Here is a 23,663-nt window from a genome sequence, read left to right as displayed (position 1 = left end):
GCGCGCCGCTGCGTCGCGCCTTCGAGCGCGCGTCGTGCGCGTCGCGCGCCACGACATCGCCGCTTCCGCCATGGGCGCGTCGCGCGCCCGGGGACAAACCCGAATCGGAGCGATGTGAATGAAGAGGCAGTGGATGGTATTCGGAGCGACACTGGCCGCAGTGGCCTGCGCGAGTGCGCGGGCAGGCGTGGACCTGTCGGTGCTGGACAAGTCGATGGCGGGTCCGCGCGCGCAGGTGCTCGTGCTCGGCAGCGTGCACCTGTCGGGCATGAAGGAACTGCAGCCGGGGGCGCTCGACCCCGTGCTCGAGCGCCTCGCGGCGTTCAAGCCGGATGTAATCACGATCGAGGGCATATCGGGCGAAGGTTGCGACCTGCTCGCGCGCCACCCGGCGGTGTATCCGCCCGACAACATCGAGCCGTTCTGCGCGAATCCCGATGCAGCGCGGAAGGCGACGGGACTGGACGTGCCGTCGGCGATCGCCGAAGTGAACAGGACGCTCGCGCAGTGGCCGGAGCGGCCGACCGCGGCGCAGCGCCGCCATCTCGCCGCGCTGTTCCTCGCCGCGAACGATTCCTCGTCGGCCGTCGTGCAATGGTGGCAGCTGCCGGAGGCGGAACGGCATGCCGGCGACGGTCTCGACGACGCGCTCGTCGCGTTGCTGGCAAGGCGCGGCTCGCGCAACAACGAGAGCGACCAGATCGCGGCCCGGCTCGCCGTGCGCCTCGGCCTGCAGCGCGTCCATCCGATCGACGACCATACCGGCGACAACGTCACCGTGGCGGATGAAACGGCCTATGCCGATGCGATACGCAAGGCATGGGAGGCGGGGCGCGTGAAGGCCAAGCCGATGCGCGATCGCGAGGAGGAACTGAAGAAGGCCGGCGACATGCTCGCGCTCTATCGCTACATCAACAGTCCCGAGGTGCTCCGCGCGGTGGTCGACGCCGACTTCGGTGCCGCGATGCGCGAGCCGTCGCCGCAGCACTACGGCCAGTTCTACGTGGCCGGCTGGGAGACCCGCAACCTGCGCATGGTCTCGAACATCCGCGCGGCGTTCCGGGAGCGGCCGGGCGCGCGCGTGCTGTCGATCGTCGGCAGTTCGCACAAGCCGTGGTTCGACGACCTGCTCGGCCGCATGCAGGGCGTCGACATCGTCGACGCGGAAAAGACCCTGGGCGGTCGCTGAGGGGAAATTCCCTCAGCGCACCCGCGTGCGAGATTCATCACATTTGTACTCGGCGGCAAAAGCCAACCTCGGTACCGCCGCGACGCGCGTCGCGGCACCGAGGAGGTTCGCCATGGACAGAAGCAACAGGGCCGGTGCGTGGCAACGCATCGCGGTGTTCGAGATCGACGCGGACGCGCCGGTCGTCGACGACCTGCGCGGCAACGCGCCGGATTCCCGCCACCTGATCATCCCCGCGCGCGAATCGCCGCCCGGCTTGCGCTGGTACGAAATCTACGTCGACTTCGGCATCGGCGAAGTGCTGGCGATCCGGCTGGCGCAGGCACAGCTGCAAACGGTGCAGCGCTGGGCCGCGGCGGGGCGCATGCCCGGCTATCGCCTGGTCAGCGGCCACGAGTGGCTCACCGCGGACGGCACGCGCCCGCGCCCGGGCTGGCGCCTCGACCGCGTGTCGGGAGCCAGCGACCTCGATTGATGCGCCCCCGGCGGGACGGCTCACCGGAAATGGTGTATACATTGCGCACAAAGCAGGATTTCCCTGCGGGAGGAGCGTGATGGCTACACAACCGACGAAGAGCCCGCCGATGTACTTTCCGCCGACCTTCAATCTCGGCGAGGCCGCGATCTGCGCGTCGCTGGTGCTGACGGCGTACGACCAGTTCAACCAGTGGCAGGCGCAGGGCTACCCATCGCAATCACGGTTCCAGTGGACGCCGAAGGGGCTGCCGTTGAACTACGGCGCGTCGCTGTGGGCGAATGTCACCGTGCTCGGCGTCGCCTGGCCCGAGCCGTTCGGGTTCGTCGCCTGGGACGGCGCCGGCAATGCGTTCATCGCGCTGCGCGGCACGATGACGAAGGCAGATGCGGTCATCGATGCCGAGGTCGACCAGACGCCGTACACGCTTGCTGCCGGCTTCGGCAACGTGCAGGTCGGCTGGAACGACGTCTATGCGGCGCTGAGTCCGGCGCTGCTCGGCCAGCTCGGGCAGATCGGTGCGGTGAGCCGGCTGTACTTCACCGGCCACAGCATGGGCGCGGCGCTGTCGACGCTCGCGGTGCCCGATGTCGCGACGAACTCCGCGATCAAGCCGGCCGCGGGGCGCAGCTACGTGCATTACAACTTCGCGAGCCCGCGCGTCGGTGACCCGGGTTTCGCCGCAGGCACGAACTGGGGCATCGCGGTACCGACGTTCCGCATCGTCAACACCGAGGACATCGTCCCGGACGTGCCGCCGCCGTTGCTCGGCTCGACCGTCTACCAGCACGTCGGTACGCCGGTCGACTTCACCGCCGAATACCTCACGACCGACGGCAACCACAGCATGGCCGACTGTTACTGGTACGCGATCAACCACGTTGGCCAGCCGCAAGGCCCGGTATCGGGGTCGCTCGCGATGAACCGGCTCGTGCGCGTCGACGGCGGCGTCACCGACTACGCACCGTTGCAGCAATCATCCTGAGGCGGCGCCGCGGCCGGCATCGAGTCCATGCTCGCGCAGCATCGCGTCGATGCGATGCTGCGCATGCCGGCGGTCTTCCTCCGAGCGCGTCGAACGCAGGATGTCGTCGGCACGCTCATGGAACGTGGCGAGTGCGTTCGCGCGATCCGGGTTCCCGACGAGGCCCGGGAGGTCCGCGGCGAGCTGGTCGAGGTTGCCGTCGAGCTGGGCGCGTGAGAGCTGCATGCGACCACCGTACTCGCTGCAGCCCGCTCGGCGCTGAACAGGCGAGGCGCGACGTTGTCGCGGACCGGCGATATAGTGCGCCCATGCACCGCAAGCCCTCCAAGCGCCGCCGCGCCTGCGCCGCGTTCCTCCTCGCTGCATTGGCGAGCAGCGGCATCGGTCCCGCGCTGGCGGAATCTTCAGGCACCGCATTCTGGGTCGGCTGCTATCGGCTCACCTTCGGTGACGACGCGTCGAAGACACGCGACGTGCGGCTCACCGACGCTGAAGTCCCGGCGCACCCGGGCAGCTACGCGGTCGAGTCCGTGCCGGCGTCCGATGCCGATCTCGCGAGCGTCTGGCGTCCGACCGGCGCGACGTCGTTCCGCATCGGCATGAGCAACGGCCGCACCGGCTGGTCGGCCGAGCTCAAGGCCGCCGACGGCGCATTCACCGGCACATCGCACTGGGTCGACGACGCCGGCAAGAGCGGCTCCGGCTATGTCGTCACCGCGACGAGCATCCCGTGCGCCGCGGGCGCGACGGGCACGCCGGCGGAACACTGAACGGAACCGCGGCACGAGCGGGATGATCGGCAGCAATGGATCCGTCGGCCGCATCGGTGGCCGGAGCCGTGCTCCTTGCGGCCGCGATGTCTCATTTTCGTGCCGTTGATCGTTGTTGGCGGAAAAAGGGAGATCCGCAGATGCCTCACGTCGCACGCTGGTCGTCGTCGCTGTCCGTCCTCGTTGCCTTGCTCGCCGCACCCGCGGCAACGGCGCAGTATGTGTTCGTCGGTCCCGCAAGTGATCCGGATTGCGACTACACGACCATCCAGGCTGCGGTCGACGCGTGGGCGGCATCGCCGAGTCCCGACTTCCTCGCGATCTACGTCACCAGCGCGCAAGCCTACACGGCGACCGCGATCACGATCCCGACGCCCGCGGCGAGCACGGGCCTGGCGATCAGCGGCGGCATGCCGTCGTGCCATCTGCAGGCCGCGAACGGACACGTCGTGCTCGACGGCACGGGCAATGGCGGCGTGCCGGTCATCACAGTGGATGGCTCGGTCGCAGGTGACGAGCACCGGTTCGAGGTGACGCTCGGTCCGTTCGAAGTCACCGGCGGCCACGTGCCCGGCAACGGTGGCGGCGTGCGGGTGCGCGGCAACGTCGTCGTGACCCTGTTCGAAACCGACGTGCACGACAACAGTGCCGTGAATGGCGGCGGCGTGAGCATCGAGGAGGCGGTCGCCGGCGCGCCCCACCTCATCCTCGTCGGCAACCAGGCACCCGCGACGATTCGCGACAACGTCGCCGATCATGACGGCGGTGGCCTGTACTGCACGAATGCGACGATGTATTGCGATCGCTACTGCGCCGTGGCGGGCAACCAGGCCGGCGTCGACGGCGGCGGCATCGCGCAACAGGCGTGCGGCACCGCGTTGTACCCGGCGCCGTCATCGGCGAGCGACCCCGAGGTCGGCATCCGCTCGAACACGGCCGTGGGATCCGGCGGCGGCGTCTGGGCCTCCGGCGGCTCCTTCAACCTCGGCACCTCGACGCCGCTGAAGCCGGTCCCCGTATCGGGCAACCATGCGGGCGGCAGCGGCGGAGGCCTCTACCTGACGGGCGTCGGCACGGGTTCGTCGCTGACGTTCCGCGGCGTGCACTTCGACGACAACAGCGCCGGCGGCAACGGCGGCGCGCTGTACGCGGATGCGAGCCTGTTGATGGTCGACGCGCCGATCGTCGTCAACTGCGGCCGCGCGTTCGACGGTTGCCCGCGCTTCAAGGGCAACCATGCGGATGGCGCCGGCGGCGCACTCGCCCTGGCCGGTGATGCGAGCCTGCTCGCCTGGAACGCCGTGTTCGCGGACAACGACGCCGCGCAGGCGAGCCTGGTGCAGGTCGCCGCGCCGCCCACGGGGGTGACACTCATCAACACGCACGTCGCGGGCAACCATGGTGCGCCCGAACTGCTGCGCTCGTCCGGCGGCTACGTCGACTTGCGCTACGTGACGATCGCCGACAATGGCGCCGACGACGACGCCCTGGTCCGCTTCGACGCCGCCGGCATCTTCAGTGCGAACAACAGCATCCTCTGGGACGACAACGGCGCCTCGAGCGGCGTCGTGCTCGCGGCCCCGACGGGCATGACATTCAACGTGGACTGCGTGCTCGTGCACGAGGACGGCATGCTCGCCGGCCAACCCGGCGTGACAGGCCTCGTCGTCGCCGACCCCGCATGGGACACGAGCGGTACCTATCCCGCGGGCATCTACGCGCCCGGCGCCGATTCGCCCGCCGTCGATGCCTGCGGACCCGGTTCGGGCAACATTCCCGACCTCATCGGTACGCCGCGTCCGCAGGACTTGCCCAAACCCGACGGGGCCGGCACGTTCGACATGGGAGCAATCGAGCGGACGCCGGACACCATCTTCGCCGACGGCTTCGAGGTGCCGTAGCGCGTCGCGCGTCGGCGCTCAATCGCCGCTGTCGAAGCCGTCCACGAAGATCGGGCCGGCGAGGCCCGAGATGACCCAGCTCGCCGGCACGTACGCGGTGCCGACCCGGTGCGTGCCGATTCCGGCGAGGACGTCGCCGTCGTCGCTCGCCGCGACCACTTCGTCGAGCATCCAGTCCGAAAGATCGAGGCCCTGCGCCTGCGCGTAATCGACGAGCTTGATCGTGCCCGAGGCAGCGGACCACAGGCTCGCATCCTGGAGGAACATGAAGAGCGAGCCATAGATGCGCGTCGCAGCGCCGTCGATGGCGAGCGCATTGCCGGGACTGGTCGCGCCCCACTCGGCCGAAGGCAAATCGGCGAGGCCCGTCGCTGCGGTCCAGCGGAACTGCAGCGGGCGCGCGCCGACGCCCGGGCTGCCGTAACGGCCAACGACCACCGAGCCATCGGCGTTCGTCGCATTCGCTTCCGCCCACGCGTCGGCGGACAGCGCAGGCGAGATGTCCTGCATGCCGTCCTGCGCGGTCCAGCGGAACGCATGGGTTCCCGAAAATCCGACCACGACGCTCCCGTCGCGGCTGATCGCACGGGCGCTGCCTTGCGTCGCGTCATCGAGTGCGCCGAGGCTGCGCATGCCGCCGATCGCATCCCAGATCCACGGTATCGAACCACTCGCGCAGATCGAGCGACCGACCACCGCGTTGCCGTCGGCACTGACGCCGAATGCATCGCTCGTCGTGCAGCCGGGCAGGGTGCCGAGATCCTGCAATCCGTCGGCTTCGGCCCAGCGGAACGCATGCGGCGGCGACGTCATCGAACCGACGACGACGGAGCCGTCCTGGTTCGCCGCGACGGCGATACGGCCCCCGGGGATCGCGTGCGCGCTGCCGTCCCAGCGGATCGCGCCGCTATCGTCGGCGCCGACGACGACCCGGCCATCGGCGCAGATGCCGGACACGCCGATGCCGGGATCGACGATCGCCAACCCCGCGTGCAGGTCGGTCGCGAGAGCGCCGGCGAGCAGCACGCCAGCAAGCACGCGGCCGGCCCTCTGGATCCTGGGACGTGACATCGTCGTTGCGCCCGTTCTTCCGGTCTCGAGTATACGCACGCTGGCTTCGCGCGTCCGACGTCCGGGAGCCGAGGCTTTACGACCGCATTACGGCGCGCCATGGAAAATGCGCGCGGGTGCGCGCCTACCGGTGACATGTGCCGCGCTTGTGCAGGCGAGCGCAGCGTCGCGATGCGCCGAGGCGCGACGGTCGCGCACGGGGTGCGCTCCTACGGGTGATATGCGCCGTGTTTGTGTGGAAGCGGCGGAAGCCGGGATGCTCTTCCGCCACAGCCCGCCAAACGACCGTAGGGCGGTTCAAGGCGGAAGGCCGGAGCCGCCACGTACGAGACAGGCACGTTCAAGGCGGATCGGCCGCTGCGCGGCTTGATCCGCCCTACGGCTCTTCGCGAAGGCGCAAGGGCGCACGCTGCGCGCTTCGGCGCTCGGCCCTGTAGAAGCGTCGCGACTCCTGCCGCTCCGGCAAGGCATCACTCCGGCGTCCCGGACGCCGACGCCACGCGCGTGTCGGTCGCGATCCAATTCGTTTCCCAGTGCTGCCCGCCGTCGTCGGAGTAGGACTGCTCGAAGCGGCACGTGTCGTGCGTCGCGCAGGTGATCACGAAGCGCACGAAGATGCTGCGGCCGGCGAGCGTGTCCTGGCCATGGAACTCGCCGCGGCCGTCCTTGAAGCGGCCGAACAGGGGTGGCGTGAGCTGGCCGGCGTCGAGACTTGCGTAGTGGATGCTCCATTGCCGCGCGGACGCGTCGTAGAAGCGCATCGCAAGGCCACTGATGTGGCCGGAGGGTCCGCTGATGTCGAGCTCGACCGTGTTCGCGCGCCCGTCGAGCACCTTGCGCACGACGCTGGTGCCGTCGAGCTCGACCCATTCGTTCGATCCGCTCAATGGGTGCAGCCGTCGCGTGACGTGCGTCTTCCACGTGCCGATTTCGAAGTCGAAATCGTGCGATGCGTCCGCTGTCTTCGTCGCCGCGTGCGGAGCCGCCGCGGGAATCGCGAACGCGGATGCGAGCAGCAGGCGACGCAGGCTCGGGAGTGCAGGCATGAAGGGATCCTCGAATCGGCCAGGCCACAGTAGGCGTCGGTGCGTCACTCACCTCAAGGACCACTCCAGGCAGGACGGGACCAAGCCATTCGCGCCCGTGTCCAGGCGTGCGGCTGCCCAGGCGCCGGTGCGCAACCGAACGCCAGGCTCGAGAACGTCGTCGCGAAGTCGGCTTCGGCGCCCGCGGGCAACGCCCTCGTCCACACGACGTTGAGCAGCCAGTTTCCGGCCGGTGGCAGGTCGAACGTCGCACGTCCCGTCGCATCGGTGATACGCACGGCGACGGGCTCGGCATCGTCCTCGAGCAAGGTGAGCTTGAGCGTGGCACCGGCCAACCCTTCGCCGCGGTGGAGCACGCGCACGGGCAACGTCGATGCATCGCGAGTGCCGCACGGATCGCGTTCCGGCACGATTTCGAGCTCGAGGCCGATGGGCCTGGTCGCGGCGTCGTCCTGGGTCGCCATGCCGGCGCCGACGCGCACGAGCGCCTTGGCGATACGGCGGTAGATCTCCGAGCCGTCGGCATCCATGCGCCCGGTACGTCTTCGTTGTTCGAGTGCGACGACGAGGCCCTCGCTTTGGAGATAGTCGTTGAAGCGCAGTGCGGGCAATCGGCTGTGCGCGCGGTCGTCGGTTTCGAGCACGAGCCGCCAGGTGCCTGCAACATCGAAGCGCAGGTCGGCATCGGAGTCATCGCGTCCCGGGTGCAGGCGCCCGTGCAGCGTGAGCACCTGCCCGTCCGCAGCGATCGCGTCGAAGCGCTCGATGCGTTGCAACGGGATCGGCGAGCGCTGGCGCGCTGCGCCATGCCCCACCAGCAAGGCGAGTGGCCATTCGCTGCCGGCTTCGACCGCAAAGTTGCGTGGCTGCAGCCAGAAGTCGTGCGCGCCCGCAGGCCCGCCCGCGAGTGCCAGCATGAGCACGAGCGCACGATGGATGTTCGATCGCATCGGCATGTCCCCTACTGGAGATGATCCGGCTGGTCGCCCGGCGTGACGTGCAGGTCGTGCACGCTCGCGACGAGCAGCACGACCGCGATGAGCCAGCTCGCGACGACCTGCACGGCGACGCGGGCACCATGACGCAGGCACCACGCGGCGAGCAGGAGCACCGCGAGTGCAGGGGGCAGCACGCGCAGTTCGGGCCGCACCCCCGCCGCAGCGGCGAGCGCACCGGCACAGGCCCCGCTCGCGCCGGCGAGGGCGAGGGCGAGGGCGAGATGGCGCGGCGCACGCACCCAGTGGATCGCTGCCGCACACGCGGCGATGGCGATCCAGCACGCGACCGCGGCGCGTTCGGACGCGGCCGCCGGAGGCAGCGTCGCGACGATGCTGCAGAGCGCAGCGAACACGATGAAGGCGATCGCGCGCGTGCGGGAGGGTGCTTGGGCGATGGCGATGCCGGTCGCGATACCGAGCAGGGTGAGTGGCAGGACGATGGTACTCATGCGGATACTCCATGGAGGAAGAACACGCCCGCGAGGGCGATCGCGGCACCCGCTGCGCGCGTGAGCGGAACGCGTCGTACGCGGGTGGCGAGGACCGCGAACGCGATGCCGCCGACGTGCAGCAGTCCGGTCGCGAGCACGAAGCCGGCGCTGTAGCCGACGGGATCGGCCGCCGACGGCAATTCGCGACCGTGCGCGTAGCCGTGGAACAGCGCGAACACCGCGACGATCGCGACTGCGAGCCACGCCGGGGCTCGCCACGCGCCGGCGACGCACAGGCCGAGCACGAACACGGAAACGGCGATGCCGAGTTCCACCGGCGGCAGCGGAATCGCGCGCATGCCGAGCACGGCGCCGACGACCATGAGCAGCGGAAACACGATCGGCAATGCGACGACGAGTCGCGCACCGAGGAAGGCGCCCCAGAGTCCGACCGCGACCATCGCGAGCAAGTGATCGGGGCCGCCGACCGGGTGAAGCACGCCGGCGACGAAGCCGCCCGGCAATCCCGTCCCGCTGTGTGCCGCGGCGGTCGGCGCGAACGACATTCCCGTCGCGATCATGGCGGCCGATGGTGCGCGCGCGCGCCTCATCGCGAATACCCGCTGCCGTCCGGCGCGGCAAGGAATGGAAAGACGCTGGTCGAATGCTCGCGCTCGTCGCGATCGACGCCGTCGTCGATACCTCTCGTCGTGCCGTTCGCGAGCAGTGACCGATATGCGTCGATCGCGTCGTAAAGCGGCGTGCGTCCGCCGCAATCTCGCGCCGATGCCGTGCGACCGCCGAGTACCGCGAGTTCGACCGCGAACGGCTGCGCGCAGGTCGTCGAGGTGGCGTCGACCCACAGTCGATCGTCTACGAGCAGGCGCGCGAGCCGGCGATAGCGATGCGCGCCCGCGGCCGCGTCGGCGAGGAATGCATTGCCACACCGGCCGTCGAAAGCGTCGTACAGCGCGAGGTTCTTCTCGATCTCGGCGACGAAGCGGCCGGCGGTCGACGGCGATGCGGCGTTGTACGCCTCCTTGAGGCGATCGGCGACGTCGTCGCTCGCGCTCGTGCCGAGCAGTGCATTGCCGGTGAGCGGGCGCCCGGCGCGATCGATGCGGTGGTCGCCGTCCGACGTGCTGGCCCAGATCGCGAGCATGTGACCGCCCCTGGCGACCGTCGCGAGATCGATCGAGACGACGAGCGAAGCAGGCGTCCACCCGGCGAGCAAGTTCTTCGCCGGCCCGCCCTCGGTATGGCGCCATTGCTCGCCGATCGCCCGCACCATCGCCGTGTCGAACGCGGGGCAGCCTGCCACATCCCTCGCTGCACCGCGGCCGACCGCGGCGATGGCTGCCTGGTAGGCGGCGCGCGTGCCCTTCACGTTGTTGAAGAACGGGTCGTCACGCAGGCCGGCGAACACGCGAAAGCGTGCACGACGGTCCTCGAGGCCATCCGGCATCGTGTTGCCGCCCCGCGCCCAGTCGCCGTGTCCGGCGCGACATTCCATTTCTTCCGGCGTCGCGAGCCGGCAGGCGATCGTCGTCGTCGCCGTCGTCCGCCCGAAACGCGGCCCGCTGTCGACATGGAACGCATAGGTGAGGCGATCGGAAAAGGCGTGCCCGACGATGGTCATCACGAGCTCGAGACGGAGTCCATCGGGTGAGATCCATGCGTAGAGATCACCGATGTCCGCGCGCGGATCGGCGATCACCGTCGGCGTGTCGAGATGGTCGGAAGCGTGCGCCGGCAGAGGGGCTGCCACGATGGCGGCGAACAGCAGGGCGCATGCAGGACGTAGCGGAAGCATCGTGCGGACCTCGTTGCGGGGGAGGTGCGCACTAGACACCGCGATACGGCGATGCCGCTGTCGGAATCTTTAGTGAAGCGCCGGACGATGGGCCGGGACTGCGCGCGGCGATGCGGTCGCATCGGCATCCGCCACGACGTAAGCTGGTGCCGATGCAGGCAGGAGACAACCGGATGGATCGCGTCACGATGGTGCGGCACGTTGCCGTGTTCGCGCTGCTCGCCGTGCTCGCCGGTTGCGCGACGCCGCGCCCGCAGCTGCCGCAACGCCGTCCCGCGGACGTGCGCGCCACGATCGCGAGGCTGATGCCGACAAATGTCGCCGACCGCGACGGATGGGCGGGGGACATCGAGGCTGCGCTGCGCACGCAGGACCTCGAAGCGGGCACGGAGAACCTCTGCGCCGTGCTCGCCGTCATCGAGCAGGAGTCGACCTACCGCGTCGATCCGCCCGTGCCGGGATTGCCGAAGATCGCGCGCGCCGAGATCGACCGGCGCGCGGCTGCACTCCACGTGCCGGACTTCCTCGTCGACGCGGCGCTGCGCATCCGGTCCCCGGACGGGCGCAGTTACCGCGACCGCCTCGCGGCCGTGCGCACCGAGCAGGACATGAGTGCGATGTTCGACGACTTCATCGGCATGGTGCCGCTCGGACAGCGCCTGTTCGGGCGCCTCAACCCGGTGCGCACGGCGGGACCGATGCAGGTGGGCATCGCGTTCGCCGAGGCGCATGCGAAGCGCTATCCGTATCCGCGCGCCGGATCGATCCGCCACGAGGTGTTCAGCCGGCGCGGCGGCATCTGGTTCGGCACCGCGCACCTGCTCGGTTATCCCGCGTCGTATCCGAAAGCCATCTATCGCTTCGCCGACTTCAACGCGGGCTGGTACGCGAGCCGTAACGCGGCCTTCCAGAACGCCGTCAGCGTGGCGTCCGGCTTGCCGCTCGCGCTCGATGGCGACGTGCTGCAGCCGGCTGCGCCGTTCGACGCTCCAGGCCAGACCGAGCGTGCGCTGCGCACGCTCTCGCGACGGCTCGGCCTCGACGAGCGCGACATTCGCCGCGCGCTCGAACGCGGCGGCAGCGACGCATTCGAGCGCCTGCCGTTGTACGCGCGCGTGTTCGACCTCGCCGAACGCAAATCGCGCAAGCCACTGCCGCGCGCGCTCGTGCCGGGCATCGCGCTGCACAGCGCGAAGATCACCCGCAAGCTCACCACTGCGTGGTTCGCCGATCGCGTCGACGGACGCTACCAGGCTTGCCTGCGGCGCGACGGGCGCTGACCGCGATCAGCCGCGCCCGAAGCGGTCGGCGAACGCGTCGGTCGCGCCGACGAGCACGTCGACGATCGCCGGATCGGCTGCGCTGTGGCCGGCGAGCACGACGTGCAAGGCGGCTTCCGGCCATGACGCGGCGAGGTCGATCGCGCTCTTCACCGGACAGATGATGTCGTAACGCCCGTGCACGATGGTCGCCGGGATGTGGCGGATGCGACCGACGTCGCGCAGCAACTGGTCGGGTCCGAGGAACACGCCATGCCGGAAGTAGTGCGCCTCGGCACGGGCGACGCTGATCGCGGCCGCCGGCTCCTCGAACATGCCGCTTTCGAGCGGGTCGTGCACGAGCGTCGTGCTGCCGCCTTCCCACCAGCCCCAGGCGAGCGCGGCGGCGAGGCGGACGTCCGGATCGGGGCTGTCGAGGCGGCGCCAGTAGGCCTCGACGAGATTGCCGCGTTCGTCTTCCGGGATGTGTTCGACGTAGCGCTGCCAGCGCTCGGGGAAGATCCAGCGCGCGCCGCCGTCGAGTTCGTTGAACCAGCGCAGCTCGGCCGGCCGGCCGAGGAAGATGCCGCGCAGGACGAGGCCGAGCACGCGCTCCGGATGCGCCTGCGCATAGGCGAGCGCGAGCGTCGAACCCCACGATCCGCCGAATACGACCCAACGCTCGACGCCGCAGTGGACGCGGATCTTCTCGATGTCGGCGACGAGGTCTTGCGTCGTGTTGTCGCGCAGCTCCGCGTGCGGCGTCGACTTGCCCGCGCCGCGCTGGTCGAACAGCACGATGCGGTATCGCGCGGGATCGAAGAAACGGCGATGGTAGGTCGACAGGCCGGCGCCGGGCCCGCCGTGCAGGAACACGACCGGCAGGCCGTGCGGATTCCCGCATTCCTCGATGTGCAGGGTGTGCAGGTCATCGACGGCGAGGCGGCTGGTGCGATAGGGCTCGATGTCCGGATACAGCTCGCGCATGCGCGACTCCATGGGGTGTCGGCGCGAGCATAGCGGGCGGGAACGGGACGCGGGAGGGGAGTGCGGAGGGGCGTGCGCGCGTGCGCAATACCCGGGCAGGCTTCCATGCCCAGAAGCGGGGCGCCTGATCCTGGCGCGAGGTGTTTCCCGGGCAGATGCAGGGTGCGCGTCGCGCGTAGCCGCGCGCGATGGAGGCTTTGCGCGTCCTCGTGTAGGAAAATTCCTACGCCTTCGGCTTCGCACCACCCGGTGGCCGTTCCGTTCCATCGCCGCCCAGCGCGGGCCGCGCGGCACGGCGCGCGCGGGTGAGCTGGCGTTCCGCCCAGCGCTTGAGCACGCGGGCGCGGCGCGCACCGGCCTGCGGATCACGCACGACGACTTCGACGCGGGCGAGCAGGGCGTCGACGTTCTCGCGTGGATCCTCGTGCGGCTCGCGGCCACCCGACCAGACGTCGATCCAACGATCGGACCATTCGCCCATGCGCAGCACCGCGCGGAAGAAGCGCGGCTCGCCACTGCGAAGCAGGGCAAGGTCGGCGACCGCGGCGGCCACCGCGAGCGGGATGAGCACGATGTCGCGTGCCGCGTTCAACAGCAGCTTGATCGCCAGCATGACGACGGCGCGCACGAGCGCGCCGGCGGTGCGTTTGTGTTGCGGCTCCATGCGCCGAGCGTAGAGCAGTTCCTCGCGCGCGGGAACCGTCCCCGGGCGCCTCCGATGCGGCGATGTCGCTCAGAGCGGATCGAGCGGCAGGTTCGGAAACTTGCGCGCGAGCATCTGGCGGGTACTGGCGAGCGCATGCGATTCGGCACGCGCGTAGGTGAACAGCTGCCCGCAGGTGAGGCATTCGACGTGGTCGTCGCCGCGCGGCAGCAACGGCGTGTCGAGGTTGTAGGTATTGCAATGCGGGCACTGCAGCAGCATGCCGCTTCCGCCGGCGATGTCGAGGATGTCGATCTTCGTCATGGGACGTACTCCACGGCACCCCTTCCGACGGTCATCGTGGCTGCACTACGCTGAATGCCAGGTGTGCAGGGGGCCCCTCAAACGGAAACGGCGGGCCAGACTTGCGCCGGGCCCGCCGTTCCTTCGCCTTCATCCATGGCGATCGTCACTGCGAATTGTCCAGGTGCGGCGCTCACGCGCGGCGCAAACGTGGGATTGACTCAGGGGAGGGAGTGTCACCAATCGTTGCGAGGCGAAGTCTTGCACCGCATGGCTGAACGCGGCGCAACAAACGGAAATTGAATCCCGGCGCGCTCAACTGCGCGTGGCGAGCCGATGCGCGGACAGGCGTTCGTAGTACGGACGGCACTGGTCGGCCAGGCGCTGCTGGAACGCGCCGAGCGCTGGGCTGCGCTCCTCGTAGGCCGTGAAACCGGTCGACTGCTCGACCGCGTGGTACCACCAGGGCGCCCAGACGCCGTCGCTCGCGCGCGGCCCGCTCGGCCACTGGAGCATGCGCTGGCTGAAGGCGATGCCGATTCTCGAGCAGAGCTCGGTGAGGATCCCGCGCGGGTCCTTGAGCACGTCGCTCGCGTCCACCACGGGCGGCACCGCACCGGTGCGCTCGCAGACGTGGTCGAACAGCCGCGCCTGCTGCTCGAAGCCGAGCTCCCATGCCGCCGCATCCGGGCGATTGCGCGTGAACGAAGCGACCACGGCCTCGGGTGCGCGGATCAGGAAGCAATGGGTCAATGCATCCAGCCAGTCCAGCGGCATGTCCGGCAGGATGTGCTGGGTCATGTGCTTCTGGTACCAGATCGGCGCGCCGTCCGGGACCGGGCCGGCGAGCATCGCGGCGACCTGCGCGCGGTCCGTGCTCTGCGCCGCCAGCACCCGCTCGCGCCCCGGATGGTCGACGCCGGTGGCGGCGAGATAGCACGCATAGAACGGCTCGTCGATCACGACGGTGTCCTCCCGGTTCTCCCATGCGCGCATCATCGCGGTGGAGATGTTGCGCGGCCCCGACCACATCGCGATGCGCAGCGGACGATCCGGTGTCGCGCTCATACCCGTGGCCCCTTGCGGCTTTCCGCGCGTACCAGCGCGACGTATTCGCGTTGCAGGCGTTCGACCATCGGGCCGCGCGTGCCTGCACCGAGCGTGCGTCCGTCGATCTCGTGCACCGGCACGACCCCGGCGAACGTACCGGTGACGAATGCCTCCTCGGCGCCGTACACGTCGGTGAGGCTGAAATCCTTCTCGAACACCGGGATGCCGTGCTCGCGGCACAGGCGGATCACGTTCGAGCGCGTGATGCCGGCGAGGCAGTACTTCCCGCTCGAGGTCCACACCTCGCCCTTGCGCACGATGAAGAAATGGGTCGAGTTGCAGGTCGCGACGAAGCCGTGCGGATCGAGCATGAGTGCTTCGTCGCAGCCCGCCTTCTGGGCCTGGATGCAGGCGAGGATGCAGTTGATCTTGGAATGGCTGTTGAGCTTGGGGTCCTGCACGTCGGGCGCGCCGCGCCGCACGTGCACCGTGAACAGGCGGATGCCGCGCTCGAGCGTCGCCGGCAGCGGCTGCTTGTACTCCGGCACGATCACGATCGTGGCGCCCGAAACGATGAACCGAGGGTCCTGGTGCGGGGTGGCCTTGATCCCGCGCGTGACCATGAGGCGGATGTGGACGTGGTCGCGCATGCCATTCGCGCGCAAGGTGTCGACGATGCGCTGCACCAGGTCTTCGCGGCCGAGGCCGATGTCGAGGTCGAGCGCACGCGCGCCTTCGTAGAGACGGTCCATGTGCAGGTCGATGAACGGCAGGCCGCCGTCGTGCAGGCGCAGTCCTTCCCAGACGCCGTCGCCGAGCACGAAACCGCTGTCGAACACCGAGACGACCGCGCGCGCGCGCGGGACGAGCTCGCCGTTGACGTTGACCTGCACCGATTCGTTGCGCGGATCGGGTTGGTAGTCGTGCGTGCCCTTGGCCATGGCGTCTCCGATGCGGGCGGCCCCGGCGGGCCGCATCCGTTGACGGTAGCATGGCCACCCGCATCGACAGGAGACGTCCGTGGCCACGACGGGTTCGACAGGCGCGCCGGTCGCGCTCGGGGAAGGCGACGCCTACGCGGTGTCGGACAACAGCGGTTTCCGTACGCCACTCGACATCGCCGGGCATCCCGCGATCGCCGACGAGCCGGTCGCACGCGGTGGCACCGACGCGGGACCATCGCCCTACGGGATGCTGTCGGCCGCACTCGCCGCGTGCACGGCGATGACCTTGCACGCCTACGCGAAGCTCAAGGGGTTGCCGGTCACGGCGATCCGCGTGCTCGTGCGGCACGAAAAAGTGCACGAGATCGACTGCGAGCGTTGCGAAACCGATGCCGGCGCGAAGGTCGACCGGCTCGAACGCACGTTGTGGATCGACGGCACGCTCGACGACGGGGCACGCGCACGGCTGCTGCAGATCGCGGAACGGTGTCCCGTGCATCGGACACTGCAGGGCAGCGTGCGCATCGTGACCCGGGTGGGCTGAAGCGGAAGAAGTCCGCAGTCCCGGTCCGAAGGGTCCATCCCCTGGGCTTCGGGATCCGGGTGCTGCGGCGGCCCGAACATCCGGCGTCCGCTGCCGTTCGCTGGCGGCGGCCGGCCGGGTGGCTCTCCTTCGGGTGACATCGAGCCTAGACGAATGGCCGCATGTGTACAGCTGGAAAACCGCGCAGATGGGCGCGGAAATTCCCTCGCGCCGGGATGCCGCGCGGCCGGCGGGGCCGGCATGGCAGGCCTAGGGGAAGTCCTTCTCCAGAACGACCGACACGTGGCGGCCGCGGACGTCGTACCCATCGAGCGTATAGGCTGCCGGGTCGGCCGTCGTCCACGACCAGGCGAGCGTGAGGCTCGTCGCGTGCGCGAACGAGCGTGCCACGGAAAGCTTGTAGTCGGCGTAGGAGAACAGCCGTCCGTTGCTGGCGCCGGTGAGCGGATCGGTGCCCTGCGAATGACGCCGGCCGACGTGGGCGGCGAGGTTCCAGCGCGGCGCGACGGCCCAGTTGGCGTTGGTGTCGAGGTACCATGAGCCACGCGAATCAGGCGTGCCGAACGAATCGGTGAGGTCGTAGTTGAGGCGGGCATTGAGGCCGTGCCAGCCGATGAACGCGAAGACTTCGGTCGTGTCCGGCTTGCGTGCGCCGGTGACGTAGTGCCCCGGGAACTGCAGTTGCAGGATGCCCGCGCGCACCTCGCCCGCGCCGCCGAAGAGCCAGCGATAGCCGAGCACGCCATCGACTTCGTAGTGCACGCGGTTGCCCGGCGTGATCCTGTCGATCCAGCCGATGCGCACCGCGCTCACGTTGCCGTAGACCCCCTCGCCGGGGTTCACGTCGAGCTCTGCCTGCACGGACGGCTCGCCCACGCTCTGCGACAGGCCGCGGCCGATGTAGTTGTTCATGAGCTGCACGTAGCCGTAGACCATCGGCGGCGCCTCGTCAGCCCTGGCCGGCAGGCACGCGGCGGCGATGGCGAACGGGAACAGCGCGTGCGGCAGCTTCGACGTCATGCGGGCCTCGGCAACGGATGACGGCGCATCGTGCAGGGCGGCGACCGTCGGGACGATCCGAGTCTTGCGTCCGCATGCGGCATGGGACAGGACCATTTGCGCAGGCCCGCACCGGAGCCATTGCGCGTGGCGGAGCGCGCGGTTGGCAGCGATCCGCTCCGGGGCTTCGCGAGCGCCTCGCGTCGAGCCACCAGTGACGATCCCGTCACGTCGCGGAGGTGCAGGGCGGCCTACCATCGCGCCGCCCGGAGGGAGCTGCGCATGGTCGCCTGTTTCGTCACGTTCCGACGTTGGTTCCTTTCACTCGCCGGCGCGGCAGGCGTTGTGCCCGCGAGCGTGCTCGCGCAGGCCGCGTTCGACTGCGTCGCGCCGTCGGCTCCTGCCTTGGCCTCGCCCGTGGTGCTCGGCGACGGCAGCGCGGGCAGCGTGACGACGGCGCAGTTGCAGCAGGCGCTCGATGCCGGTGGGGCGATCCGCCTCGACATCGGCGCGTCGACGCTCGTCGTCTCGGCGACCTTGCGCGTCACGCGCGCGACCACGCTCGAGCTCGGCGGCGCGACGTTGTCGGGTGGCCACACGCGGCGGGTCATCGAGGTGCAGAACCCGGGCAACCAGGCCTACACGTTCACGCTGCTGCACGGAACGATTGCCGGCGGCAGCACGCCGAGCGGCAGTGGCGCCGGCGTCTACAAGGCGACCGGCGGTCCGTGGCAGGCCGTGGCCTTGCGCTTCTTCGACGTGCATTTCACCGACAACCATGCGATCACGAGCGCCCAGGACGACGGCGGGGGAGCGCTCTACGTCGTCGGCGCCGACGAACTGGTACTCGTGCGCAGCGTGCTCGATGCCAACAGCGGTTCGAACGGCGGCGCGCTGTATTCACTCGGCTCCAAGCGCGTGAACCTCTACGACAGCCTCTTCACGGCCAACCATGCGACCGGCAGCGGCGGAAATCCGGGCAATGGCGGCAACGGCGGCGCAATCGGCGTCGACGGCGACGCGCGCTTCCTGAACCTGTGCCGCGTCCGCCTGTCCGACAACGAGGCCAACGCATTCGGCGGCGGGCTGTTCACGGTCACCTACAGCGGCGCGTCGCACACGCGCCTGCAGGACTCCACGCTGCAAGGCAATACCAGCAGCGCGGCGGACAAGCTCGCCGGCGGCGCCTACATCCAGGGCAGCCCGATCGTGATCAGCGGCAGCACCTTCCGCGACAACGACGCCAACGGCTACGCCGGTCTCGCGTTGTTCGGCTACGGCGGCGTGCTGGAAGGCAGCATCAGCAACTCGACCTTCGTCGGCAACATCGCGCGCGGCGGGCTCGGCGGCGCGATGGCGATCCAGGCAGCGACGGCACTCACCTTGCAGAACGTCACGATCGCGCACAACGCGGCACCGTGCGCGGTCTGTTTCGCGGCCGGCATCGCCAATGACAGCGGTGCACCCTTGACCCTGCGCAACGTGCTGTTCGAGGACAACGTCGGTGGCAATGCGTACAACCCCTGGGCGATGCTGCACCCGGCCGCTGCCGGTGCCGGGAACCTGCAATGGCCCCAGGCGCGCCCCGCGGCGGGGCAGGTCGAAGCGGCCGTCGCCCCGGGCACCGCGTTCGCCGCCGCCAACCTCGTCGATCCGGCCTGGAACGGTGGTCCGACCGAGACGATGGCATTGCCGCCCGGCAGCCCCGCGATCGACACCGGGTCCGTGGTCGGTGCGCCGGCGGTCGACCAGCGCGGCGCGCCGCGCAACGGCGCCGTCGACATCGGCGCCTACGAGCGCCAGCCCGACCTGATCTTCCGCAGCGGATTCGAGGCTGGCTCGCCCGCCGCTACCTGAACGCTGCGGCGCGCCGCTTCAGGCGGCACTTAGGTGCCCTCGCTTACGGTCTTCCCGCATCTACTGCGAGGAGGACGCATGAACAGTCAGTTGCCGATCGAAGGCCAGAAGATCCAGGTCAAGCTGCGTGACGGCGAGTGGCAGGACGCGGTGTACCGCAACGACGACTTCATCGACGTCTACGGCTTGCCCCTCTCCTTCAACAAGATCCTGGCCTGGCGCCCGGCTTCCTCGAATGCGAATGCGCACGGGAAGCCGAGCGCGAGCCTCCACTGAGGCCGCCACCCGCGACGCGACAGGGATGGTTGCGTCGCCCGCGCGGGCAAACAGGCCGGTTGCGCGAACGGCACTCGCCCGCCTCACAGTTGGGCCCGCCACACGCGGCGCTTCCGCTGAACCCCGACGCGTGATGATCCCGCGTCGGCCTGCGATTGTTTTCCCCTGAACCGCCACGATATCGCCTGCACGCCGCCCTCGGCGCTGCTCAAGGGGCTTCGTTCTTCGTTCCCGACCCGGCGTGGGCGTCGGGCCTGCGCATGCTTGCGTGCGGGCACCTGCGGCGCTGCGTGGAAGTCGCTGACGAAAACGATGGCAACCTGCGCATCGGTGTCCTAGAGTTCCGCATCTCGCTGTATATAGTTCCTCTTCGAATACATCGGTGCTGCATGAAAATTTCAAGAACGGCTTCGGACGACCGGGTCAAGCTTGCGGGCCGTATTCGCGTGGCGCGGCGGGATGCGAAGCTGACACAGACCGCACTCGCCGAACGCGTCGGCGTCACGCCGAGCGCGGCTGCGCAATGGGAACATCCGAACGGCACCAGCCCCGGCACGCCGCGCCTGCAGGAGATCGCCGCGGCGACCGGCGTGAGTTTCGAGTGGCTCGCCACCGGCCGCGGCGAGCGCAAACAGCGCCGGCCGCACCCGGATTCGATTCCCGCCCTCAAGCTCGACGTATACGCGCAGGACTGGACCGAGGAAGTGCTGCTCGAGCGCTTCCGGCTGCTGTCTCCGCGCGCGAAGCAGATGCTCGTCAACCTGCTCGAAGAAGTGCGTCCGGGTCGCCGTTAGCATTCGTGCGCGTGCGAAGGCCGCCGGTGCGAGGCCGGCCGCCGCGAATGCAATGACGACGACTCCGCTCGCCAACGCCTGCTGCTGTTAGCGCGGCTAACCCCGCAGCCGTCTTGAACCGCGTCTGGCCGGATTGCTAGCGTTCGTACCGCACGCAGTTCCGGCGTTGGGGAGGAAACCTGCACGCGCGGTTCGCGGCGGACGCGCGTCCGTTCGTGCGAATGCGCTGCATCGACGGCAGGAAGGCGACCGTCGACGTGCAGGAGGGCCGGCGACATCCGACCCGCCCGGCACCGGGCCGGGTGTCGCCGCGACCCGCGACCGCGAACCGCAGCGCGTACCCGATGTCCGCTACGGAGCGTCGACCATGGCAGGCAAGGCGGATGCAGGCGAGGCACACGACGTACACGCGGCTTTCGACTGGAGCGCGCCGTGGCGGCATGATCCCGGCTTGATCGAAGAGCTTCGCCGCGCCAATCGTGGACTGATGATGAGCTATTCGGTCGCGCTCCACGCGGGGCGGCGGGGATCATTCGAAGCGGCCGCGCTCGCCATCTCGCGTTGCGTGCGCCAGCTCCACGAGGTGCAACGCACCGAAGCCTTGCGCCTCTACCCGACGATCGCGCGCCGCCTGGCCGACGACGTCGAAGGCGCGGCGACGGTCACGTCATTGCGGCGCGAAGCGAATGCGCTCGCGCGCCATTTCATGCGCCTGGTCGAAGGCCTGTTCTCGCGTGGCCGGCCCGGCATGCCGCCCGCCGCGCTCGTCGACGAGGCACGCGCGGTCCTGCAGCGCTATCTCGATGAGAAGGAATCGCGCCTGTACCGTTTCTACGCGCTGACCGCACCCGCGGACAGCGACGCCGCGTGACGCGCGATCAGCGCGGGGTGCCTGCCGCCGCATAGTCGGCGGCAACGTCGTCGAGCATGCGCCTGAGGTTCACCGCATCGTGCCATCGGCCGTCGATCATCACGCCGAGCGGACGGCGCAGCGTCGCGAGGTCGTCGAGTGGATTGCCTTCCGTCAGCACCAGGTCCGCGCGACGGCCTGCTTCGACCGTGCCCGACTCGATCGCTGCGGGTGCAGCGCGATGCAGCAGCCTGCCCGGCGTGCAGGTCGCGGTGGCGAGCGCTTCGTAGCGCGACAAGCCGGCCTGTTCGAGCGCCGCGAGATCGTCGTGGAGCGACCAGCCGGGCACGAGGCCGGGGATCGTCGGCGCATCCGTGCCGGCGACCAGCGGGACGCCCGCATCGCTCATGGCCTTGGTGAAGCGACGCAGGAACGCGAGGTTGCCATCGAGGTTGCCGCGGCGCTCGTCGTAACCCGCATGGCGCCACGCAAGGCGGCGATCGGGCGAGAGGTAACGCACCTCGGGTTCGTGCAGGAACCGCTCGACCACGGCAGGCTTGCCCCACTGGCGGGCGATCGTCGCGTACGTGTTGATGTCGGCGGTCACGAATGCCTTGTTGCGCAGGATCGCGTCGATCGCGCCCGGAATGCGGGCAGTGTCCGGAACCGGGTCGGCGCTGCCCGCGCCGGGCTGCAGCAGGTAGGTGTAAAGGAACTCCTCGGCATGGGCGATCATCAGCTGGCCCGCGTCGAGCTGGCGTTCGACGCCGACCGCGGTGACGCCATGTCCGACGACCGGCAGGCCGCGGCGCCGGCCCTCGTCGACGAGCGCGCGGAACGCGGCCGGCGAGAGGTTGTTGTAGACCTTGATGAACTCGTAGCCATTGGTTTTGGCGAGGCGCACGATCTCGCGCGCCTCGCTCGCATTCGTCACCGTGAAATGGCCATAGCGCGGCGAACCGTCGACGAGGAACGCCGCATGGATGTGCGGCCCGGGCTTGTCGCCGCGCTCGATCGCCGGACGCACCTGGGCGAGGAACTCGTTCGAGGCCTCGCCCATGTTCAGCACCGTCGTCACGCCGTTGGCGAGGTAGAGCGCCATGTCGCGCGCACTGTCCGAATGCGTGTGCATGTCGGCGAGTCCGGGCGAAAGCCAGGCCGTGCCATGGCCATCGATGATCGCGGCGCCGGCGGGCGGCTCGACGTCCGCACCGACGGCGACGATGCGGTTGCCGGCCACCACCACGGTCTGGTTCCGCAACACGTGCTCGCGGTCCATCGGCACGACGTTGACGTGCACGAACGCGACGCCGGGCGGGGCAGGCGATGCCGGCGGCGCAGCGAGCGCGTGCGACATCGAAACTGCGAAGAGCAAAGCGGACAGGCGGCGCAGGCGATCGTTCAAGGCGGGTCCATGGAGTCGTGGAGTCAACGGTGCGTTCGATGCGCGAAGCGCAGGCAGGGTTTAGCGCAATCGAGCACTTCGCGTCACGCGCGAACGCCTTCACGGGCCTACACTGGGGCCCCCGCCCCTGCAACGAGGCCCCGGTGATGCGGATCCGCTCCCTTTTCACCTGCATGCTCGCGCTCGCCGCGACCGCTGCCGCGGCCGCACGCGACGACGCGGCCGACACGCGCGAACTGCTGCGCGTGGAAGCCGAACTCTGCCAGGCTTTCGAGCGCGGCGACGCCGCGATCGCGCGCAGGGACCTCGACGCGACCTTCACGCTCACCGACTCGCACGGCGGCGTGACGGGCTACGACCGGAACGTGGCCGACATCGCGCGGCGCGAACCCCGCTACGAGGTGTTCAGCAACCACGAGCAGAAAGTGCGCCTCTACGGCGACGCGGCCATCATCACCGGCGTCACGACCGTCAAGGGCACGTCCGGCAAGGACGCGTTCGCGGCGGACTTCCAGTACACCGACACCTGGGTGCGACGCGACGGCCGCTGGAAGCTCGCGGCCAGCCATGCGAGCCGCCTGCAGCAGTGAACCGTCGCGCCCGCGTGCGATCGGCGTCAGAGCTCGACCATCGGCCTGAAGCCGCCCCAGAACATGCGCGCGCCGTCGAACGGCAGGTCCTTCGGATCCATCTTCAACCGCGGGTCGGACATCACCTTCTTGTTGACGCGATCACGGTCGCGTCGCGACGCGTACGTGATCCACGAAAACACGACGACTTCGTCCGCCTCGAGCTTGACCGCTTGCGGGAACGAAGTGACCTTGCCGGGCTGCACGTCGTCGGCGACGCATTCGACGTAGCGCAGCGCGCCATGCTCGAGCCAGACCTTTCCAGCCTTGCGCGCGAGGCGCCGGTAGGCCGCGAGCTTGCCCTTCGGCACGGGAACGACGAAACCATCGACGTAGGACATGGCGTTGCCTCCGGGAAACGCGGCTACGGTCGCCGCATCCATGACGACGAAGCGGGGGGCCGCGGATCGACAAGGCACGCCCGCGCGCGATGGCAGGACAGCC

Annotated in this window: 27 protein-coding genes; 12 read left to right on the top strand and 15 right to left on the bottom strand. The window is 69.5% G+C overall.

Annotated features, from left to right (window positions below):
* Positions 1 to 133 precede the first annotated feature (133 nt).
* From EV148_RS09350 to EV148_RS09340, 3 genes are all read left to right on the top strand, one after another.
* Positions 134 to 1,189: a DUF5694 domain-containing protein gene (locus EV148_RS09350; RefSeq protein ID WP_131997459.1), complete on the top strand. Its 1,056-nt coding sequence runs from the start codon at positions 134 to 136 to the stop codon at positions 1,187 to 1,189.
* 112 nt (positions 1,190 to 1,301) lie between these two features.
* The gene (locus EV148_RS09345) at positions 1,302 to 1,664 is read left to right on the top strand and encodes a hypothetical protein (RefSeq protein ID WP_131997033.1); all 363 of its coding nucleotides are present in this window, start codon (positions 1,302 to 1,304) and stop codon (positions 1,662 to 1,664) included.
* A gap of 79 nt (positions 1,665 to 1,743) precedes the next feature.
* Positions 1,744 to 2,649: a lipase family protein gene (locus tag EV148_RS09340; protein ID WP_131997030.1), complete on the top strand. Its 906-nt coding sequence runs from the start codon at positions 1,744 to 1,746 to the stop codon at positions 2,647 to 2,649.
* Here EV148_RS09340 and EV148_RS09335 read toward each other — a convergent pair.
* Entirely contained in the window at positions 2,641 to 2,874 is a 234-nt protein-coding gene (locus tag EV148_RS09335) for a hypothetical protein (RefSeq protein ID WP_131997027.1), read from the bottom strand. The genes EV148_RS09340 and EV148_RS09335 overlap by 9 nt on opposite strands.
* Positions 2,875 to 2,957: 83 nt before the next feature.
* Between EV148_RS09335 and EV148_RS09330 the strand changes: the two genes are divergently transcribed.
* A complete protein-coding gene (locus EV148_RS09330; RefSeq protein ID WP_131997024.1) occupies positions 2,958 to 3,419 on the top strand; it encodes a hypothetical protein in 462 nt (153 codons plus the stop codon).
* 140 nt (positions 3,420 to 3,559) lie between these two features.
* Positions 3,560 to 5,320 carry a hypothetical protein gene (locus EV148_RS09325; protein ID WP_158287410.1) on the top strand — a complete coding sequence of 587 codons (1,761 nt, stop codon included), beginning with the start codon at positions 3,560 to 3,562 and terminating at the stop codon, positions 5,318 to 5,320.
* 18 nt (positions 5,321 to 5,338) lie between these two features.
* On the opposite strand, the gene EV148_RS09320 is transcribed toward EV148_RS09325, so the two are convergent.
* From EV148_RS09320 to EV148_RS09295, 6 genes are all read right to left on the bottom strand, one after another.
* The gene (locus EV148_RS09320; RefSeq protein ID WP_131997019.1) at positions 5,339 to 6,391 is read right to left on the bottom strand and encodes a hypothetical protein; all 1,053 of its coding nucleotides are present in this window, start codon (positions 6,389 to 6,391) and stop codon (positions 5,339 to 5,341) included.
* A 470-nt stretch (positions 6,392 to 6,861) separates the two neighbouring features.
* Complete coding sequence (locus tag EV148_RS09315) at positions 6,862 to 7,437, bottom strand: hypothetical protein (protein ID WP_131997016.1); 576 nt, start codon at positions 7,435 to 7,437, stop codon at positions 6,862 to 6,864.
* Positions 7,438 to 7,490: 53 nt separating this feature from the next.
* A complete protein-coding gene (locus tag EV148_RS09310) occupies positions 7,491 to 8,387 on the bottom strand; it encodes a DUF4198 domain-containing protein (RefSeq protein ID WP_158287409.1) in 897 nt (298 codons plus the stop codon).
* A gap of 11 nt (positions 8,388 to 8,398) precedes the next feature.
* Positions 8,399 to 8,884, bottom strand: a complete 486-nt coding sequence (locus tag EV148_RS09305) for a hypothetical protein (RefSeq protein ID WP_131997012.1) — start codon at positions 8,882 to 8,884, stop codon at positions 8,399 to 8,401.
* Positions 8,881 to 9,447: a HupE/UreJ family protein gene (locus tag EV148_RS09300; protein WP_199222750.1), complete on the bottom strand. Its 567-nt coding sequence runs from the start codon at positions 9,445 to 9,447 to the stop codon at positions 8,881 to 8,883. The genes EV148_RS09305 and EV148_RS09300 overlap by 4 nt, the downstream gene beginning before the upstream one ends.
* A 26-nt stretch (positions 9,448 to 9,473) precedes the next feature.
* A complete protein-coding gene (locus EV148_RS09295; RefSeq protein WP_158287408.1) occupies positions 9,474 to 10,634 on the bottom strand; it encodes a DUF4331 family protein in 1,161 nt (386 codons plus the stop codon).
* A 218-nt stretch (positions 10,635 to 10,852) separates the two neighbouring features.
* Here EV148_RS09295 and EV148_RS09290 point away from each other — a divergent pair, with 218 nt between their 5' ends.
* Positions 10,853 to 11,959: a DUF1615 domain-containing protein gene (locus tag EV148_RS09290; protein WP_131997002.1), complete on the top strand. Its 1,107-nt coding sequence runs from the start codon at positions 10,853 to 10,855 to the stop codon at positions 11,957 to 11,959.
* A 6-nt stretch (positions 11,960 to 11,965) separates the two neighbouring features.
* On the opposite strand, the gene pip is transcribed toward EV148_RS09290, so the two are convergent.
* The 5 genes from pip to EV148_RS09265 form a co-directional block, all read right to left on the bottom strand.
* Positions 11,966 to 12,925 (bottom strand): prolyl aminopeptidase, encoded by a 960-nt coding sequence (gene pip, locus EV148_RS09285; RefSeq protein ID WP_131996999.1) that lies wholly within the window; start codon positions 12,923 to 12,925, stop codon positions 11,966 to 11,968.
* Positions 12,926 to 13,148: 223 nt separating this feature from the next.
* Positions 13,149 to 13,589 carry a hypothetical protein gene (locus EV148_RS09280; protein WP_131996996.1) on the bottom strand — a complete coding sequence of 147 codons (441 nt, stop codon included), beginning with the start codon at positions 13,587 to 13,589 and terminating at the stop codon, positions 13,149 to 13,151.
* Positions 13,590 to 13,658: 69 nt separating this feature from the next.
* The gene (locus EV148_RS09275; RefSeq protein ID WP_131996993.1) at positions 13,659 to 13,892 is read right to left on the bottom strand and encodes a zinc ribbon domain-containing protein; all 234 of its coding nucleotides are present in this window, start codon (positions 13,890 to 13,892) and stop codon (positions 13,659 to 13,661) included.
* 294 nt (positions 13,893 to 14,186) lie between these two features.
* Positions 14,187 to 14,939 (bottom strand): sulfotransferase-like domain-containing protein, encoded by a 753-nt coding sequence (locus EV148_RS09270; RefSeq protein ID WP_131996990.1) that lies wholly within the window; start codon positions 14,937 to 14,939, stop codon positions 14,187 to 14,189.
* Positions 14,936 to 15,862 (bottom strand): aminotransferase class IV, encoded by a 927-nt coding sequence (locus tag EV148_RS09265; protein WP_131996987.1) that lies wholly within the window; start codon positions 15,860 to 15,862, stop codon positions 14,936 to 14,938. The genes EV148_RS09270 and EV148_RS09265 overlap by 4 nt, the downstream gene beginning before the upstream one ends.
* A 79-nt stretch (positions 15,863 to 15,941) precedes the next feature.
* On the opposite strand from EV148_RS09265, the gene EV148_RS09260 reads away from it, so the two are divergent.
* Entirely contained in the window at positions 15,942 to 16,409 is a 468-nt protein-coding gene (locus EV148_RS09260; protein WP_131996984.1) for an OsmC family protein, read from the top strand.
* Between the two features lie 249 nt (positions 16,410 to 16,658).
* On the opposite strand, the gene EV148_RS09255 is transcribed toward EV148_RS09260, so the two are convergent.
* A complete protein-coding gene (locus tag EV148_RS09255) occupies positions 16,659 to 17,429 on the bottom strand; it encodes a TorF family putative porin (RefSeq protein WP_158287407.1) in 771 nt (256 codons plus the stop codon).
* A gap of 261 nt (positions 17,430 to 17,690) precedes the next feature.
* Here EV148_RS09255 and EV148_RS09250 point away from each other — a divergent pair, with 261 nt between their 5' ends.
* The 4 genes from EV148_RS09250 to EV148_RS09235 all read left to right on the top strand — a co-directional run bounded on the left by EV148_RS09250 (position 17,691) and on the right by EV148_RS09235 (position 21,206).
* Positions 17,691 to 19,265 carry a right-handed parallel beta-helix repeat-containing protein gene (locus tag EV148_RS09250; RefSeq protein ID WP_131996978.1) on the top strand — a complete coding sequence of 525 codons (1,575 nt, stop codon included), beginning with the start codon at positions 17,691 to 17,693 and terminating at the stop codon, positions 19,263 to 19,265.
* 78 nt (positions 19,266 to 19,343) lie between these two features.
* Positions 19,344 to 19,541: a hypothetical protein gene (locus tag EV148_RS09245; RefSeq protein WP_131996975.1), complete on the top strand. Its 198-nt coding sequence runs from the start codon at positions 19,344 to 19,346 to the stop codon at positions 19,539 to 19,541.
* Positions 19,542 to 19,987: 446 nt separating this feature from the next.
* Positions 19,988 to 20,335: a helix-turn-helix domain-containing protein gene (locus EV148_RS09240; protein ID WP_158287406.1), complete on the top strand. Its 348-nt coding sequence runs from the start codon at positions 19,988 to 19,990 to the stop codon at positions 20,333 to 20,335.
* 367 nt (positions 20,336 to 20,702) lie between these two features.
* Positions 20,703 to 21,206 (top strand): hypothetical protein, encoded by a 504-nt coding sequence (locus EV148_RS09235; RefSeq protein ID WP_131996969.1) that lies wholly within the window; start codon positions 20,703 to 20,705, stop codon positions 21,204 to 21,206.
* Between the two features lie 7 nt (positions 21,207 to 21,213).
* On the opposite strand, the gene EV148_RS09230 is transcribed toward EV148_RS09235, so the two are convergent.
* Positions 21,214 to 22,542: an amidohydrolase family protein gene (locus EV148_RS09230; protein WP_131996966.1), complete on the bottom strand. Its 1,329-nt coding sequence runs from the start codon at positions 22,540 to 22,542 to the stop codon at positions 21,214 to 21,216.
* Between the two features lie 194 nt (positions 22,543 to 22,736).
* Here EV148_RS09230 and EV148_RS09225 point away from each other — a divergent pair, with 194 nt between their 5' ends.
* Positions 22,737 to 23,180, top strand: coding sequence for a nuclear transport factor 2 family protein (locus EV148_RS09225; protein ID WP_131996963.1), 444 nt, complete (start codon positions 22,737 to 22,739; stop codon positions 23,178 to 23,180).
* Positions 23,181 to 23,206: 26 nt separating this feature from the next.
* On the opposite strand, the gene EV148_RS09220 is transcribed toward EV148_RS09225, so the two are convergent.
* Positions 23,207 to 23,560 carry a DUF1428 domain-containing protein gene (locus EV148_RS09220; RefSeq protein ID WP_131996960.1) on the bottom strand — a complete coding sequence of 118 codons (354 nt, stop codon included), beginning with the start codon at positions 23,558 to 23,560 and terminating at the stop codon, positions 23,207 to 23,209.
* Between the last annotated feature and the right edge of the window lie 103 nt (positions 23,561 to 23,663).

The sequence above is a fragment of the Dokdonella fugitiva genome (genome assembly GCF_004342425.1).
In the GTDB taxonomy this organism is placed as follows: domain Bacteria; phylum Pseudomonadota; class Gammaproteobacteria; order Xanthomonadales; family Rhodanobacteraceae; genus Dokdonella_A; species Dokdonella_A fugitiva.
Note: the sequence above shows the minus strand (reverse complement) of the source record. Positions and strands in the feature narration are given on the sequence as shown.